This is a genomic window from Porcibacter vitabionis, assembly GCF_046263795.1.
Lineage (GTDB): Bacteria > Bacillota > Clostridia > Lachnospirales > Lachnospiraceae > Lachnocurva.
In genome coordinates this window covers 1-16,509 of the sequence record NZ_JBJYZD010000007.1, presented here as the reverse complement: position 1 = coordinate 16,509, position 16,509 = coordinate 1, and the positions used below count along the sequence as shown (strand labels likewise).

Annotated in this window: 12 protein-coding genes and 1 tRNA gene; 9 read left to right on the top strand and 4 right to left on the bottom strand. The window is 43.7% G+C overall.

Features of this window, described 5'->3' with window-relative positions; translation table 11 throughout:
- The first annotated feature begins 60 nt into the window (after nt 1-60).
- The 5 genes from ACKX2L_RS06705 (at nt 61) to ACKX2L_RS06685 (ending at nt 5,184) form a co-directional block, all read left to right on the top strand.
- The gene (locus tag ACKX2L_RS06705; RefSeq protein ID WP_497552909.1) at nt 61-540 is read left to right on the top strand and encodes an S-ribosylhomocysteine lyase; all 480 of its coding nucleotides are present in this window, start codon (nt 61-63) and stop codon (nt 538-540) included.
- Between the two features lie 154 nt (nt 541-694).
- On the top strand, nt 695-1,420 hold the full coding sequence (locus tag ACKX2L_RS06700; RefSeq protein WP_497551990.1) for a 5'-methylthioadenosine/adenosylhomocysteine nucleosidase: 726 nt from the start codon (nt 695-697) through the stop codon (nt 1,418-1,420).
- Between the two features lie 24 nt (nt 1,421-1,444).
- The gene (locus tag ACKX2L_RS06695) at nt 1,445-1,615 is read left to right on the top strand and encodes a hypothetical protein (protein WP_497552908.1); all 171 of its coding nucleotides are present in this window, start codon (nt 1,445-1,447) and stop codon (nt 1,613-1,615) included.
- Nucleotides 1,612-3,684, top strand: a complete 2,073-nt coding sequence (locus ACKX2L_RS06690; RefSeq protein ID WP_497552907.1) for a transglycosylase domain-containing protein — start codon at nt 1,612-1,614, stop codon at nt 3,682-3,684. Before ACKX2L_RS06695 ends, ACKX2L_RS06690 begins: the two co-directional genes overlap by 4 nt.
- A 204-nt stretch (nt 3,685-3,888) precedes the next feature.
- Nucleotides 3,889-5,184 carry a C40 family peptidase gene (locus tag ACKX2L_RS06685; protein ID WP_497552906.1) on the top strand — a complete coding sequence of 432 codons (1,296 nt, stop codon included), beginning with the start codon at nt 3,889-3,891 and terminating at the stop codon, nt 5,182-5,184.
- A 319-nt stretch (nt 5,185-5,503) separates the two neighbouring features.
- Here the strand turns inward: ACKX2L_RS06685 and ACKX2L_RS06680 are convergent, their stop codons facing one another.
- Nucleotides 5,504-6,190, bottom strand: coding sequence for a TatD family nuclease-associated radical SAM protein (locus tag ACKX2L_RS06680; protein ID WP_497551994.1), 687 nt, complete (start codon nt 6,188-6,190; stop codon nt 5,504-5,506).
- Nucleotides 6,191-6,627: 437 nt separating this feature from the next.
- Nucleotides 6,628-7,521, bottom strand: coding sequence for a pyridoxamine kinase (locus ACKX2L_RS06675; RefSeq protein WP_497551995.1), 894 nt, complete (start codon nt 7,519-7,521; stop codon nt 6,628-6,630).
- A gap of 739 nt (nt 7,522-8,260) precedes the next feature.
- On the opposite strand from ACKX2L_RS06675, the gene pdxR reads away from it, so the two are divergent.
- A complete protein-coding gene (pdxR, locus tag ACKX2L_RS06670; RefSeq protein WP_497552905.1) occupies nt 8,261-9,550 on the top strand; it encodes a MocR-like pyridoxine biosynthesis transcription factor PdxR in 1,290 nt (429 codons plus the stop codon).
- Between the two features lie 174 nt (nt 9,551-9,724).
- Here the strand turns inward: pdxR and ACKX2L_RS06665 are convergent, their stop codons facing one another.
- Nucleotides 9,725-10,042 carry a rhodanese-like domain-containing protein gene (locus tag ACKX2L_RS06665; RefSeq protein WP_497552904.1) on the bottom strand — a complete coding sequence of 106 codons (318 nt, stop codon included), beginning with the start codon at nt 10,040-10,042 and terminating at the stop codon, nt 9,725-9,727.
- A gap of 161 nt (nt 10,043-10,203) precedes the next feature.
- Nucleotides 10,204-10,275, bottom strand: a tRNA-Glu gene (locus tag ACKX2L_RS06660).
- A gap of 707 nt (nt 10,276-10,982) precedes the next feature.
- Here ACKX2L_RS06660 and ACKX2L_RS06655 point away from each other — a divergent pair.
- The 3 genes from ACKX2L_RS06655 to ACKX2L_RS06645 form a co-directional block, all read left to right on the top strand.
- The gene (locus ACKX2L_RS06655) at nt 10,983-11,192 is read left to right on the top strand and encodes a hypothetical protein (protein ID WP_497552903.1); all 210 of its coding nucleotides are present in this window, start codon (nt 10,983-10,985) and stop codon (nt 11,190-11,192) included.
- Between the two features lie 600 nt (nt 11,193-11,792).
- Complete coding sequence (locus ACKX2L_RS06650; protein ID WP_497552902.1) at nt 11,793-13,688, top strand: hypothetical protein; 1,896 nt, start codon at nt 11,793-11,795, stop codon at nt 13,686-13,688.
- On the top strand, nt 13,678-16,509 hold a 2,832-nt coding region (locus ACKX2L_RS06645; RefSeq protein WP_497552901.1), incomplete at its 3' end, for a Spy0128 family protein. The genes ACKX2L_RS06650 and ACKX2L_RS06645, both read left to right, overlap by 11 nt.

The window sequence follows — 16,509 nt, the reverse complement described above, 5'->3', positions numbered from 1 at the left end:
AAGCCGAACTCATGCTATAATACATGGACTTGTACCGAAAGGATTAGGAGATAGAAAAGTATGGAAAAGATCACGAGCTTTACGATCAATCACTTAAAGCTGGAACCGGGAGTTTATGTTTCCAGGGTAGACCACTACAATGGAACAGCGATTACGACATTCGACCTTCGTATGACTGCACCGAATCGGGAACCGGTTATGAATACGGCGGAGCTTCATACGATCGAACATCTCGGAGCCACTTATCTTAGGAATCATCATGACTGGGCAGACAGAGTGGTATATTTCGGACCCATGGGATGTCGGACCGGTTGCTACATGCTTTTGGCAGGAGAATTAACATCCGAAGATGTACTTCCACTCGTCATTGGCATGTTTGAATTCATTCGCGATTTCGAGGGAGAGATCCCTGGCGCCAAGGCCAGAGATTGTGGCAATTATCTGGATCAGAATCTCTCGATGGCGAAATGGCTGGCCAAGCGATATTTGGATGATACGCTTTATCATATTACAGAGGATCATCTGAAGTACCCGGAGTAATGGATGATCGGAGAAATATAAACCGTTCTTTTCTATGAAATGACCAATCAGAAATGCAGTAAACCATCGAAGCAATAAGATGTAGGAAAAATAGAATAGAACACAATCATGAAAAAGGAAGAACTCAAATAAAACGAAAAAATAGGAGGATAAAATGAAACTCGGAATTATCGGAGCAATGGAAGTAGAAGTTCAGAAGTTAAAAGCAGACATGGAAATTACCCGTGTTGTAAAAAAGGCTTCCATGGAATTTTGTGAAGGCAAGCTGGAAGGACAGGATGTTGTCGTTGTAAAATGCGGGATCGGTAAGGTCGACGCTGGTATCTGTGTTCAGATCCTGTGTGACCTCTTCGATGTCACCCATGTCATTAATACCGGTGTCGCCGGATCCCTGGATGCTTCCATTGATATCGGAGATATCGTTGTTTCAGAAGATGCTGTTTTCCACGATGTCGATGCAACCGCAATCGGATATCCGATCGGAGAGATGCCTGACCTTGGGATACGTTTCTTCCCGGCAGACAAAGAGTTAGTCAATGATATTAAGAAGGCTGCAGAAGCCATTTCCGCAAAAGTCGGAGAGGGTGATACCGTAGCTGACAAGATCACGCTGCATTTCGGACGGATCTGCTCCGGTGACCAGTTCCTGGCGGATGATGCGAAGAAAAAATGGATCGTTGATACCTTCGGTGGAAAGTGCGGAGAAATGGAAGGCGCTGCCGTAGCACAGGCCGCTTACTTAAATCACATCCCTTATGTTGTCATCCGTGCAATTTCCGATAAGGCAGACGGATCCAGCTCCATGGATTATCCGGAATTCGAGAAGCGCGCCGCAAGAGACTGTGCAGCAATTGTGGAAGAAGTTCTGAAGCTTATCTAAATGAAAAGTGGAAAGAAGACTGCTATGACAAAGAGAAAAAAAACGAAGGCAGAATACAAGAGAAAACTGGTGGATAAGTTTTTTACCCTGCTCCTACTGATTATTATTTTTGCCCTGTTTCTTTATATCGGTTACTCTTTTAACAAGGAAATTCAAAAAACAGATCAGATCGTAAAGGAAGTGAAGCAGCAGTGAGTAATGGTAAGAACAACGGATTTGGAAGGATCCTTCTTATTTTCTTCGGTTCCGTTCTGAAAACAGTGAAATATCTGATCCTGATTGGCATCATCGGACTGCTGCTTCTTGTGATCCACTTTATGCCGGAATTAAAGAATGACTATGAGGACGCGGTGAAAACCGTTGCAGCCAGCAGCTCTTCCACTTTCAGCCCGGACATGGCTTCTACCGTCTATGACAAAAACGATCAGATCATTGCAGAGCTATCGAACGATAAGAAGAAATACGCATATCTGACCTATGATTCGATTCCAAGCAATGCGATCAATTCTTTCATAGCAATTGAGGATCAGGATTTCTGGACCAATAAGGGTTATGATCCCTTTGGCGTTTTTCGTTCGGTTTTCCGTTATGTCTCCAGTCGGGGACAGGTAATCAGCGGTGCATCGACGATCACACAGCAGCTTTGCAAGCTGACTTTTTTAAATGCAGATCGGACGCTCACACGTAAGATCAAAGAGATCATGTATGCAGACCGGATGACGAAAACATATACCAAACAGGAGATTATGGAGTTCTATATCAATAACTGCTGTTTTGCAAATGGAATCTATGGGATCCAGGAAGCATCCAAAGATTATTTCGGTATGGATGCGTCACAGCTCAGTTTGTCCCAGATGGCCTATCTCTGTGCAATTCCCAATCATCCGGAATATTACGATCCATGGAAGGATGCTACCAAAGCCCTGAAGCGGAGAAACAAGATCTTGAATGATATGGAAAAGTGCGGTTTTATTTCTTCTCAGGATGCCCAGACTGCCAAAGCAGAAACCATCACCGTTCAACCGAAAACCCAGGCATTTCTAGAGGATGATACGGATCAGAGCAATACAGGAAATGGTGATGTATCAGCGCAGATTGCCAGTGCAACGCGGGATTATCAGACCTCTTATGCCGAAAAATGTGCAACCGAGGAACTGATGAAGAGGGCTGGGTTTACATTTCAATATTCCTTCAATTCGGAAGATGAATATAATTCTTATAACAAGAGTTATGCATCAGCTTATAAAACTGCCCATGATGCTCTGTACAGTCAGCGCTATGAGATTCACACCTCTCTGGACACCACGCTCCAGAATACGCTTCAGGGTCAGCTGGACGAGACAATGTCAAATAATAAAAAGAAGGCGGACAGTGGAGTTTTTGCTTTCCAGGCGGCTGAGACAGTGATCGATAATAATACGGGAAAGGTAATCGCAGTGATTGGCGGGCGTTCTCAGGAGGGAATTACGACCGGAGGCAGTTTAAACAGGGCTTTTCAGGCATACCGACAGCCGGGGTCTACATTTAAACCGATCCTTGTCTATGCACCTGCCATTGATACGGGTGAATATAATGCGGATTCGGATCTGAAAAATATCAATGTGAAGCAGGCTAAGACATCGGATGACGTAAAAAGCATGAACGGTTCTACTATGAAGATGCGTTATGCAGTGACGCATTCCATCAATGGACCGGCTTACTGGCTGGCAAGTCAGATCGGCATAGACTATGGCATGCAATTCATCCACAAGATGTGTTTTGCCAGAATTGTGCCGAGTGACTATAATCTGTCGTCGGCACTGGGAGGTCTGACCCACGGTACTACAACCATGGAGATGGCGAGTGCCTATCGTACTTTCTCCAATGGCGGATACTATCGTTATCCGACTTGCATTACTTCGATGAAAGATATGAACGGTACCGAGCTTTTCTCAACATCAGATGAAGTCGAGGTCTATAAGCAGTCTACCGTTTCTGAAATGACCAATATTATGCAGGGCGTTTTCTCCGATGGCGGAACGGCGTCAAGTATCGGCTGGCAGAATAAGGATATCGATGCCGCCGGTAAGACCGGTACGTCAAATGACGACCGGGACGGTTGGTTTACCGCTTTCACTCCTTATTATACGATCAGCGTTTGGACCGGATATGACGATAATCGGGAGAATAACAATAGCGGTTTGTCGCATTATTCGCTTAATATCTGGAAGAATGCCATGGAAAAGGCAATCGAAGGGCAGGCACCGGCGCATTTTTCGAAATGATTGGTTACCCTTCCTACGATCCAAAAGATCTGTATATAGATTAATCGATCCAAAAGATCTGTATAGTGATGAATCATTGAACAATTTGTGAAAATCCTGTAACACTCTTGACAAAGTCCTCCAAGGGATTTAAGATAGCACTTGTAACAAAAGTAACAATTTTGTAACAAGTCAACATCGCATCCCTTTGGAGGCTTTCTTTTTATGAATTTTAATCGTAAAGCAGGTAAATTTACAGCACTGGCTCTTGCAGCAGGCAGTTTGATCGCCGGTAGCGGTATTACGGCAAATGCAGCTCCTCTGGCAGGCGCATCAAAGGCGACTGCTTCTACATTAACAACGATAACCGCTTCGGATCTTATGAAGAAGACGGATAACGCATCGAATACGATTTCCGGTGTCAGCGCAGTCCTTGCTAAGATGGTTTCTTCTTCCGAGCAGAGTGCCAGTAAAAAGACCAATACGGAGACCAAGGTAGCAAGCTCAGAAACAGGAAATACTACAGCAGCCGATACGAGTGCCAACAATGACAGCAGTGCAACAGCGACACAGGCTTCTCCATATGCACATATCGGAGTTGCAAATGTTTCAGATTATGCTTTTATTCGTACCGCTCCGGATACCAATAGTGATTATGCTGGAAAGATCTATCCGAATGAAGTCGCTACGGTCGATGGTGAAGAAGGCGACTTTTATCATGTGACTTCCGGCGATGTAACAGGATATATCTCCAAGGAATTATTAATCGTTGGAGATGAAGCAAAGGTCAAGTCCGTTGCCAAGACGCTGGCGACCATCAATACAACAACATTGAAAGTTCGTACCGCACCGGATGCCAATGCCTCCGTTCTCACTTTAGTTGCGGGAACGACGGAATATACGGTAACGGATACTTCGACACAGGGCTGGGTAAAAATTCAGACCGATGCCGGCGAGGGCTATGTTTCCTCGGAATTTGTAAGCATCGCGGAATCTTATAGCTATGCGGAGTCCAAGGCCGCTGAAGAAGCACGAATCGCACAGGAACAGGCAGCCGCACAGAAAGCTGCCGCTGAGAAGGCAGCTGCACAGAAGGCAGCCGCACAGAAGGCTGCACAAAAGTCAGCCTCGAAGAGTGCCTCCAGCAGTTCTTCCAAGACGGTCAGCGCTCCATCCGGATCCAGCGGATCTTCTGTTGTTGCCTATGCATCGCAGTTTGTCGGGAACCCTTATGTTTATGGCGGAAGCAGCTTGACCAACGGAACCGATTGTTCCGGTTTTGTGAAGAGTGTCTATGCACAGTTCGGTGTGAGCCTTCCTCATTCTTCTTCTGCAATGAGAGGCTGCGGAAGCGGTGTCAGTAAGTCGGATATGCAGCCGGGTGACATCGTCTGCTATAGTGGTCATGTCGGGATCTATGCCGGAAATGGCATGATTGTGAATGCTTTGAATGAGAGATCTGGCATTACATATACCAATGTAAACTATGCACCAATCGTAGCTGTTAGACGGGTGAAGTAAGATCAGGCCATGAGTCTCAGGAATGAGTTGATAAGCTGGTGAATGAGGCTTATATGACGATGGATGTATATAGCAAAAAGGCGGGCATGTATTGTGATATGTACCCTCTTTACTGGACAATGTAAAGTTCAGTAAGGAGGGTACAATCGCATTGCCCGTCTTTTTTACTTTGCTTTTTTACTTTGTTTTTTACTTTGTTGGAGGTTTTTTCAGATTTATCGTAATAAGGATGGTTTGGATCCCAGAGTCTCTGACCGATCACCCCTCCCAGGGCCGGATACGGTCGTCGTATTCGATCGGATCCAGGCCGGATCCTGGATCACCCCTCCCAGGGCCGGATACGGTAGATCACGCCAAGATCCTTACAGATCGCAGCACAGCGGTCCTCATCCGCTTTGCTGATCGTTGTCGAAACGGTAGACATAACGACGTTTGGTACATATTTCTTCGCTTCCCGGGCAAAATCCAGCATGGCCTGGAAGGAATCCGGTCCGAATTTTGGCCGGACGATGCGGTTATATTCTTCGGCATCCGGCGTATTCAGAGAAATGGAGACCGTATTGATTCTTCCCTCCAGTTCCGGACAGATGTCCCTCTTATTGATGAGATTGCCCAGTCCGTTCGTATTCAGGCGGATCGGCATGCCATAGAGAGCCTTTAACTGATCAGATACCTCTACAAGGACCGGAAAGGCCTCTGTAGGCTCTCCAAACCCGCAGAAGACTATTTCATCATATTGAGACAGGTCATGCTTCTTTACGGCGCTCAGGACCTCAGAAGCAGATGGCTCATGATCGAGCCAGAGAGAATCAGACTCTCCTACGGAATCTCTGGTCTGTCTCAGACAGAAAGAGCAGGCGCAAGGACAACGGTTGGTCAGATTCAGGTAGAGATTGTTATGAACCTTGTAGGCAATCTCTTCTTTCCGGTATTTTATTCCGGTCTTACCGGCCCCTGTAGTAACTTCCGGATCCTGTACAGTAGCATTTACAGTTTTTTTAGCCATGAGGAACCTCCTTTTATCGTGTTCACCGTATTTTGATCTATTGTCGATCAGCGATTGAGTTCAATTTCGATAGAATCTTTACTTGTCGTATCTAGCCAATTCATATCCAATCAATCAAATATATTCAATATATCTGGTACACCTAATATAATCAACCTATCTAATCTATCAAAACTTTAATATATACTTAATATAGCGAATCTATCACACTTGGCAGGATAGAGAAGGCGGCCTGGCAGCTTGCTCTGGAAACAGGTTGATTTCACTGGACCAACGCTTTGAAAATAAGAAAACACCCGTAGGACCTTCTGTGCACACTCATTCGATAACTACTGTAGATTTCTTAATTCCTCTTCGAATGCTACCCCACCCTCATTCGATCACTACCGTAGATTCCTTAATTCCTCCTCAAACGCCACCCCATCCTCATTCGATAACTACCGTAGATTTCTTAATTCCTCTTCGAACGCTACCCCATCCTCAGCCGGAATTTCGAGTTCCAGCGACCTAAGAATGCATTTTTGGATAAAGGATGACGCCTTTTTCACAGAAGTTTCCAGGGAAACCTGATTTACAGCATCTGCAATCAAAATCGAAGCAAAAATATCGCCGGTTCCATTTCTCGAACCGCCCAGCCTTGGCTTTCTGTCGCTTGAGGTTCTACCCTTGTCATAAATATAGTTTGTTACGAAATCGCCGTCCGGTATGCCGGAAATAACAACTTTCGAGGGACCGAGGGAAGCGATTTCCTTCGATAGATCCAGAAGCTCTTCCTCGTTCCAAGAACCTTCGTGCCAGTCATGACCAGTTAAGAGACAGGCCTCGGTCAAGTTAGGTGTAGTGAGATTCGAGAGCATGACAAGCTCCCGGATTCTCTGACAATGCTCGTCGGAAAAGACCGGATATCGTTTTCCGTTGTCTCCCATAACCGGATCGACCAGGACAAAAGTGCCTGCTTCACGGAACTCTTTGATAAAAGAAGCAGTCAAATCAACCTGTGGAATAGAGCCTAAGAAACCAGTTGCAATTCCGTTGAATCGGAGATGGAGCTTTGCCCATTCCTTGGCATAGCTGTCAAAATGCTTGGTGAAATCATAGAGATAATAGCTGTCGAAACCGGTCTGATTACTAAGGATCGCAGTCGGAAGGAAGCAGCATTGAATACCCATTTCCGAGATGATGGGCAGGGAAACCGCGACAGAACAACGTCCGAAACCAGTCAGATCATTGATCACAGCGATCTTCTTCTGGTGGTTGTGGATGTCAGGAATGTCATGGTTCTGTTGGATATCAGAGAGCTTCTTTGTTTCTGTTTGACTATGTAAAAGCATGTTGGCTTCTCCTGGTTATGGATCATATGTGGTAACAAATCGGAATGGTAGTTCATCTTGTTGGTAAGCAGGACCAGATTCCATATAATCTTTGGCATGGCTCTGACCTTCCTATAACACTTGATTATAATTCAAAACTGAATATATAATATATCCAATCAATGATAAAAATATAAGACCAAATATAAAGCGAAGCATATTCATATTCGATATAGAAATTCTTTTTGAAATCATGCGTGATTTTAGCCTGAAATGGCGTATTTTAGGGCTGAAAATTCGATATACAGAATCTTTTTAAAATCATGCTATAAATCTGCCAGAAAAACACGCATGATTTTGAAAAGATTCTGTATATCGAATAAAGAGTGCCTTGAGAGGCAACTTTGCAACAGAAAAAGCGCATGGTTTTGAAAAGATTCTATATATCGAATATGGAGTGGTTTGAGAGGCAACTTTGCAAGAGGAGAAGCGCATGATTTTGAAATGATTCTGTATATCGAATATGAGTGCTTTGAGAGGCAACTTTGCGACAGGAAAAGCGCATGATATTGAAATAATTCTGTATATCGAATATAGAGGATGCATGATGGGAAACAAGAAAAATAAGATCAATACATCAGGAAAGCAGGAAAAATCAAATATGCAGGAAACTATAAAATCAAGCTTACCAGAAAACGAAGAGACAGGTTTGTCCGGGTCTGCAAATACAAGCTTGCCAGCAAACGAAGAGACAGGTTTGTTGGAGTCAACAAAAACAAGCTTATCAGGATCAACAGACACAAACAAAAGAAGCCTTGCCTACATCAAGCTATATCAATACCTGCGTCAGCAGATCATTTCCGGAGTATATCCCTATGGATCGAAGATTCCGTCCAAGCGTCTTCTCGCTGCAGATCAGGGAGTGAGTGTGATTACTGTTCAACACGCCCTTGCTTTATTAGAAGACGAGGGCTTTCTCCTTGCGAAGGAGAGAAGTGGTTATTACGTGAGTTATAAGGCATCTGAATTCCTGACTTCGGAAGGCTTCCCTGGATCCACAGACCATGCAAAAACGCGAAATAAACTCACCATCCATAGCAATGCCCAGATCATAAGCAACTTCAAATCTGAACCCCAAGCTTCCACCTCAGCCAGCTTCGAATCTGAACCCCAAGTCTCTACCTCAGCCAACTTCGAATCTGAATCCCAAGCCTCCACCTCAGCCAACTTCGAATCTGAACCCCAGGCCTCCACCCCAGCCTACTTCGAAAGTGAAGAGGAATTTCCTTTTCCGACCTATGCCAGAACTGTTCGACGCGTTTTGAGTGAACGGCAGGAGAAAATTTTCAAGAAATCCGAAAATCAGGGCACGATGGAACTTCGCTCTTGCCTTGCCCGCTATCTGGAACGCACAAGAAATATGCATGTGAGTCCGGATCAAATCGTAATCGGATCCGGAGCCGAGTACCTGTACGGTCTGATTTCCATCCTGATCGGCCCCGGGCAAACCATAGCACTTGAGGATCCATCCTATCAGAAGATTCGCTGGGTCTATGAGACTCATGGCCTTCAGATCGAGCCTCTTCGCATGGGAGTAGACGGAATCCTGACCAGTGAACTAAAGCGTTCGCATGCAAAAGCCATGCACGTCACGCCTTTTCATAGTTATCCGACGGAGATCTCTGCCACCGTTTCAAAGAAAATGGAGTATTTAAGCTGGGCTAGAGAGAGCCATGCACTCTTAATTGAAGATGATTATGATTCGGAATTCTCCATGCTGGGAAAAAGCGAAGACACTCTCTTTTCCATGGAGCCGACGAAAACGGTCATTTATCTGAACACTTTTACTCGTACGATCTCGCCTTCAGTCCGAATCGGCTATATGATCCTTCCGGAATTCAAAACGAAGGAATTCCTCGATCGGATCGGTTTCTATTCCTGCACGGTTCCGGTTCTCGACCAGTATGTCCTGACGGATCTGATTGAAGAAGGCGACTTCGAGCGCCACCTCAACCGCGTGCGGAGGAAACGCCGGAGAGGGCGGATTTGAACCGGCTTCTCAGCCCAGGAGCTTTAGAAATGGATCGTTTACGTCTGGGAGCTTGCGATTTATCATTTGCTTCGATAAATCCGAGAGATAAAACCGAGAGATAAAACCGAGAGATAAACCCGAGAGATAAACCCGAGAGATAAACCCGAGAGATGGATCGCCCGGAAAGAAAACTTATGAGGGGTTTACATTGTGCTCTTCGAAAAAGCCACAGGAATGGACATTAGTAAAGCCTAGTTTCCGAAGCTCTTTTACGACCTTTTTTGGTTTGTGATAGTAACTTCCATAAATATAGACCAATCCGTCCTTCTTTCTTAATCTATGCTCTGCCAGGTCCAGACGGTTGTAAGGAATGTTGATTGCACCTGCAATGTGACGTTTCGTGAAATCCTCTTTGGAGCGGATATCGACAAGAACAGCACCGGGTGTGGTTCGGACGATATTAATTCCTTCATTGATGGTCTTCTTTTCCATACGATCAAATAGAGACATAGCATACCTCCGAGGTTCGTAAATTGATTTTTTCTGAACGGACAGTAATAAGCTGACAGGATTGGTTCGTCACAATATTAGAAAGCTGAAGCAATCCGGGAGCCGATACAATCAGCAAGTTGATACAAAAAAAGCACCGGAAACTCCGATGCCTGTTAAAGTAGTTCGTAGGGGAGTCGAACCCCTGTTTTCGCCGTGAGAGGGCGACGTCTTAGCCACTTGACCAACGAACCATGTCGGGATGCCAGTTAAAACATCACTTGTATCATCAAACAAGATTGTCCGGCGACAGAACAATAGATAATATAAAGGATTTTTTTATGGAATGCAAGTACTTTTTAACATCTTGAGTAAAATTTTGGAGCACCATTGTGATATGAATGATATACCAGAAATCCGATAAGCTCGCCTTGTTTGCCTAATCGGTAAATATCGTGACACAAATCATTTTTCAGGAAACGATAGTTGAAAGCCCTTTTCGATACTCAAAAAGGGTTAATTATCGTAATAAAAGTAACTTTCCAGAAATCCGATAGGGAATGCCAGATTTCACTATCGGATTTTTCAAACTTGCTTACTGTGAAGATAAAGTAACCGAATGAAGTGAGCTTGACTATCCTGTTTTTCAACTCCTGCTTCTATTATGATAAAGGAATCAAATCAAGTGAAAGAAGGATTTTTTTCTTTGCCTCTTATCATGAAAAGATGGCATAATAAAGCTATAGGCTGGATCGGATTGGATCTCATATGGATTTTGTGAACGAGGAGAAGGATGCAAGGCATCACCAGGCCTGGGAATAAAGCATAGTAATGGTATGCCTTGTTAGGCCTGGGGATAAAGCATAGTAACGGTATGCCTTGTTAGGCCTATGAATATAGCAATGTTAAGGATTATGTCATCAGGCCTATTGATACTGCAAGGAAGACGGAGGATAAGACAATGATCATCAATACAGAAGAAGAGAAGAAAATCGTTGAGACAGAGTGCAAGAAGCATTCGCACCAGCTCTTTTATTGCCTGGGAAGAAACGGGGCAGGCCGGCTTCTGGTCAAGTTCTTTGATCTCGAAGAGGATGCTGAGATCTGGGCAGAAATCAATGGCTCTGAAGTGGAGAAAAATCCCCTCTACAAGAAGCTCATTAAGAAATGAGTCGGAGTCGGGCAGAGCGAATCAGGAACAAAAACAAGCCTGGTATTACCGCTAGAGCGAATCAGGAACAAGTATTATCGCTAGAGCGGATCAGGAACAAAAACAGACCTGGTATTACCACACACTGTCCATGAAACGTGTCCATGAAACGCTCTAAAACTCGATTAAACGCGGAATCATACTTGTTCATTCTGCCGGAAACAGAACCAGAGAAGTACCAGAAATAAGGACAAGTTGATTAAACAAGTCAGATTTATCATGTGACGAGCCAAATTCTGCACAAAATTGCTGAAATCAAACTTATAAAATTGTTCAGACTGCATGATCAAGAGAATTCCTGGCCTTATGAAAAACGCTGAAATTTAATAAATTTTTTAGAGTTTCCACTTCACAAGATCAAAGTATCATTCGATCAAAAGGCCTGTAAACGTTGAATTTACGGGCTTTTCTCCTATCTTTAAATCAGTTGTGCATTATTACTGTAAAGAATCGTAAGCCTATTTCAGTTTCCATCATTTTTGCATATAATAATAAAGATAAATATATTTAAGTTAATGTAAATTTAATGGAAACGTTTCCAACGGTTTGGGGAGGAATTCAATGAGGAATAAGGATGGACGTTTTTTCCGCTGTTTCGCAGTGCTGGCTCTGACAGCAGTTTTTACTATAACATCACCGGTACAATTGGTATCAGCATCAACGATATCAAAGGCATCTTCTATCACGACATACACTCCGTCAACTGCGACAGAGGCGGATCATACTTGTGTTATAAAACTGGTTGACTCCGATTCCCATAAGACCTTAAAGACTTATTACGCAAACACAAATGATATCTATGGACCGGACGGCACCATTGCAATCCGTGATACCTATTATGATAGTGCCAGTGGTAAGGATTATGATCTCTGTGATGCGCAAGGGAAAATTCTGACAGCTGACCAGGCATCTTCTATCATCCATGGTACGATCAAGGATGAGAAGGAACTTACCTTTTATTACAAGGCTCACTCTGCGACAAATGTAGAGCCTTCCATTACTTTGCAGGCTGTTACCGAAGATGGCACGGTTTTGAAGGCTGTTACGATCAAGGTCGATCAGGATACCACCGTTGATCCTTCCGAAAAGCTTGGAAAATCCTTCCAAAGTAACGGAAACACATATGAAGCCCCTTCCAAGAGTTTTGTAGTTACCTATTCCGGTGATGATGTTCAAAAAGTTATTTATAAAGCAACAAAATCCGAAAGTCAATATTACGTCACCGTAAACTATGTAGACGACAAAGGAAATCTCATCACAAAGAGAACTTTCTATGTAAACAATAAGGACTATTATTTCACAGCACCAAAGGTCTTCTCCGTAGAGGAAAATGGTGAGAAAGCTACTTATATATATAATAAGAAGAAAAACGGTCAATCTTACACTATTCACCAGAAACCTGAATCGACAAAGCGTGAGTACACGCTTTATTATAATAAGGATGAAAATCAGTCCGAACCGATCACGTTCAGTGTTCTTCAATACGATTCCTATTCCAATGAGTGCATCGGAGTGATTTCGAAAGAAGTCAAAAAGGGACATAGCATCACCTTCAATCCTGCAGACAATCTGCCGAAGGGAACCGATGACTATAGCTACAAAGTTAATTCTTCTTTCAACAAGAAGGTAACTTATAAATATGGAAATCCGAACCGGACGGTTTACATTTATTACGACCGTCATGATCCGAAGGATCCGGATAAGTATTCGACCAAGACCAAGAGCCGCGATATCACGATTCGTTATCAAGTTGTCGATGAAACGGTCGAGGGACATGAGATCTTCCCGGATCAGGGACAGGCGAAAACGAAGTTTACGGTTTGGTCCGATAAGGAGATGAGCTACAGTCTGCCGCAGGAGATCACAGCGGGTGGTGAGACCTATGTCCTGATCCAGGGACAGACCAATCCGGTCGAACTCAGCTACTATTCACCGAGGGAGACCTATTCCTTCTATTATAAGAACAAAAAGGATGTCAATTTCTATACCATCCGGACTGAGACCACGGAAGAGGTCGAGGTCCTCGACAACAATGTCACCTGGACCATTCTTCCTGGCATCACACGAGTGATCATCACCAATCAGACAACCGGCGTTACAAACACCCTTGCGACGACGAATCTGAATGGTCAGCAGATTCGGGGCAATGCCGGCGGACAGAATGCAAATGGTCAGACGAACAATGCAGCCGACCAGAATGCCGTGAATAATCAGGACAATGCAAATAGTGATCAGAGCATCGATTCGATAGACAGCAATGAGATCCAGACACCTCGTGGAAATATAAAGCTAGACCAGAAAGAGACGAAGGGCCTTCGTTTCCAACTTGTCTTTGCAGTGATTGCTGCAGCAGTTGTTCTGGCAGCACTGGTCTTCTATTTCCTGAAGAAAAGAAGGAAAGCGGTCAAGATGGTAAGCGACCATAAGAATGGGGAGGAAAAGAACAATGAAAAATAAATTAAGAAAGGTTTTATCAAAAGAGATCCCGATCAGTGTTTTGAAGAAAACCCTTGCGCTCCTTCTGACTTTTCTCATGGTTGTGACCAGTGGGGATTTCTCGGGGCTGTATGCGAAGGCTGGGGGACCAAATTCCTCGGAAACAAATTCCTCTGAGGGAAAAATTACAGTTACTGGAACAAATGTTAATGGCAAGGAAATAACATTATCTGTACCTAAATCTAAAAATGCTGCATACAGACAGCTTTCTGCATATGATATTCTTGGAGAAGCCTGGAATTATGGCGTCACAGCGAATAATTTGAATACAACCAATGATTCAGAAACGAATTTTGCTGTAAAGAATGTAATAAAATTTCCAGATCAATCAGGTGTTACTGATAAGGGATTTTATAGTGAATCCTGTGATAGTTATATCGGACATATCGACGACAACTGTTCTAAACCACTGATAATTAAAGGCAATGGTCAAAATACTCAAATTCATCCAGTTCATCGTATTCATACGCCTTATCCGATGGCAGACAATAATGGCGAAATTTTTCGTGCTGCTGGTGTAACAATTCAAATTGTTCCAACAAGCGAAAGGGATGTATATTCCTATATAGATCAATTGATGAACGCAGTTAAAACGCAGGCAAAGTATTTATCTGACTCTGAAAGGAATTCTATTGATTCTACAAATTATTCTACCTTACAAAAGGAAATGGCAGGCGCAGGTGGGATAACGTTAGACATTAGCAAAGAAGAAGATGGAACATATTATTTCGATCTAGATCAATTTCCAGCCTTGTATAATGTACTCTCTAACCAAACTGGAGGTCTCACAATTACTAAAAAAGCAGGACAAAGCATAGTTTTTAATAGTAATAAGACTGAAATTAAAACTATGAAATATACAGTTAATCAAGATGGTGTTCCATATTACTCAGATGAGTTAGCATCTCCGAATAGTGAGAAAGCAAACACATATATGGAAATTGCTTCTAGTATAATTTTCAATTTTCCAAATGCTAGTCATGCAAATCTAGATAATATAAATGGTATAGTATTGGCACCCAATGCCACGGTGAATTCTACTGGTGTTGGATCTGGCTGGCTTGTTGCAGACACATTAGATGCAAGTAAAGAATGGCATTTTACTAATACAAAATTAACTACTGAAACCACAAGCGTTACATTTCATGCAAAAAAAACTATCAATAAGGAAGATCGGGGTCAAAATACACCAAACTTTTCCTTCTGTTTGCGGGAGCAGCAACCGGATGGAACGTTTAATGATCCCAATGCGGTATCTGTTTCAAATAAAGGTAGTCAAATCGATTTTCCGGAAATATCATATTCCGGTCAGGATGATGGTGTTCATATTTATCAGATTACAGAAAATTCTGGAACCTTAGAAGGCTATACTTATGATACAAGTGAGTTTTATGTTAAAGTTGATGTAAACACTAAAGTAACTGGTGACAAAGAAGTTACAAGTGCTACAGAGCCAAAATATTACTCGGATTCAGCATGTAAGACAGAAATACAGGGAATTCCTACTTTTAATAATACATACGAGAATGCATATGCAGCGAGCGGAAGCCTAGTGCTGCAAGGAACGAAGGTCGTCAGCGGAAGGAATACGCCGAACCAATCGTTCGAGTTCCAGCTGTCAGAGATTGGATCTGATGGAAAAGTAGTAAAAGACCATCAGTGGACAACCACATCCGATAAGGATGACGGAACTTTCCATTTTGACGCGATTCAGTACAAGAAAGATGGAGAGAAAGACGATACCGGAGATCACACCTATCAGCTGACAGAGATCAACACGCCAGCCGGCTATACCGACCAGACGAAGACGCAGACCTTGAAGGTGAATGTCGAAGATCAGAAGGACGGAACCTTAAAGGTGACCCAGATCGAAGGTAAGGGAACACTGACTCAGGATCCGACCAGCAAGAACTACACTTATGATTTCGGCAACTACGAGAATGCATATGAAGCGAACGGAAATCTGACGCTTGTAGGAAAGAAGGTCGTCAGCGGACGGACACTGAACAAAGCGTTCCAGTTCCAGTTGACGGAGGTCGATGACAAAGGGCAAGCAATTGACGGACAGAGCTGGAAAGCAACGTCTGATCCAAAAACCGGAGCCTTTCAGTTTGATACGATCATATATAAGAAAGAGAATGTTGGACCGCACACTTACCAGTTGAAAGAGACGAGTAAGGAGTCCGGTTACACCGACCAGACGAAGACACAGACCTTGAAGGTGGATGTCGAGGATCAGCATGACGGTACCTTAAAGGTGACTAAGACCGAAGGTAGCGGAACACTGACTCAGGATCCGACCAGCAAGAACTACACTTATGATTTCGGCGACTACAAGAATGCATATGAAGCGAACGGAAGCCTAGTGCTGAGTGGAAAGAAGGTCGTCAGCGGAAGAGCGCTTGACAGATCGTTCGAGTTCCAGCTGACGGAGGTCGATGGCCAAGGGAAAGCAATCGATGGAAAGAGCTGGACAGCAACGTCTGATCCAAAAACCGGAGACTTCCAGTTTAAAGCGATTCCGTACACGAAAAAGTACACGAAAGATGGACAGATAGACGATACCGGAGATCACACCTATCAGCTGACAGAGATCAACACACCAGCCGGCTATACCGACCAGACGAAGACGCAGATTCTGAAGGTCAAGGTAGATGATAAAGGCGATGGAACGCTTACGGTCAGCCAGCAGAAGACAAACGGATCACCAGAGCTCTTAAGCTTTGATCCGGATGCATCCGCCTATACTTACTATTTTGGTACGTACACGAATGAATATCAT

What these genes read in the sequence shown, in the direction of transcription:
- ACKX2L_RS06675 (WP_497551995.1), bottom strand. Translation starts at nt 7,521, where the DNA reads ATGCTTTTACATAGTCAAACAGAAACAAAGAAGCTCTCTGATATCCAA.
- ACKX2L_RS06705 (WP_497552909.1), top strand. Translation starts at nt 61, where the DNA reads ATGGAAAAGATCACGAGCTTTACGATCAATCACTTAAAGCTGGAACCG.
- ACKX2L_RS06700 (WP_497551990.1), top strand. Translation starts at nt 695, where the DNA reads ATGAAACTCGGAATTATCGGAGCAATGGAAGTAGAAGTTCAGAAGTTA.
- ACKX2L_RS06680 (WP_497551994.1), bottom strand. Translation starts at nt 6,190, where the DNA reads ATGGCTAAAAAAACTGTAAATGCTACTGTACAGGATCCGGAAGTTACT.
- ACKX2L_RS06665 (WP_497552904.1), bottom strand. Translation starts at nt 10,042, where the DNA reads ATGTCTCTATTTGATCGTATGGAAAAGAAGACCATCAATGAAGGAATT.
- ACKX2L_RS06685 (WP_497552906.1), top strand. Translation starts at nt 3,889, where the DNA reads ATGAATTTTAATCGTAAAGCAGGTAAATTTACAGCACTGGCTCTTGCA.
- ACKX2L_RS06655 (WP_497552903.1), top strand. Translation starts at nt 10,983, where the DNA reads ATGATCATCAATACAGAAGAAGAGAAGAAAATCGTTGAGACAGAGTGC.
- ACKX2L_RS06695 (WP_497552908.1), top strand. Translation starts at nt 1,445, where the DNA reads ATGACAAAGAGAAAAAAAACGAAGGCAGAATACAAGAGAAAACTGGTG.
- ACKX2L_RS06650 (WP_497552902.1), top strand. Translation starts at nt 11,793, where the DNA reads ATGAGGAATAAGGATGGACGTTTTTTCCGCTGTTTCGCAGTGCTGGCT.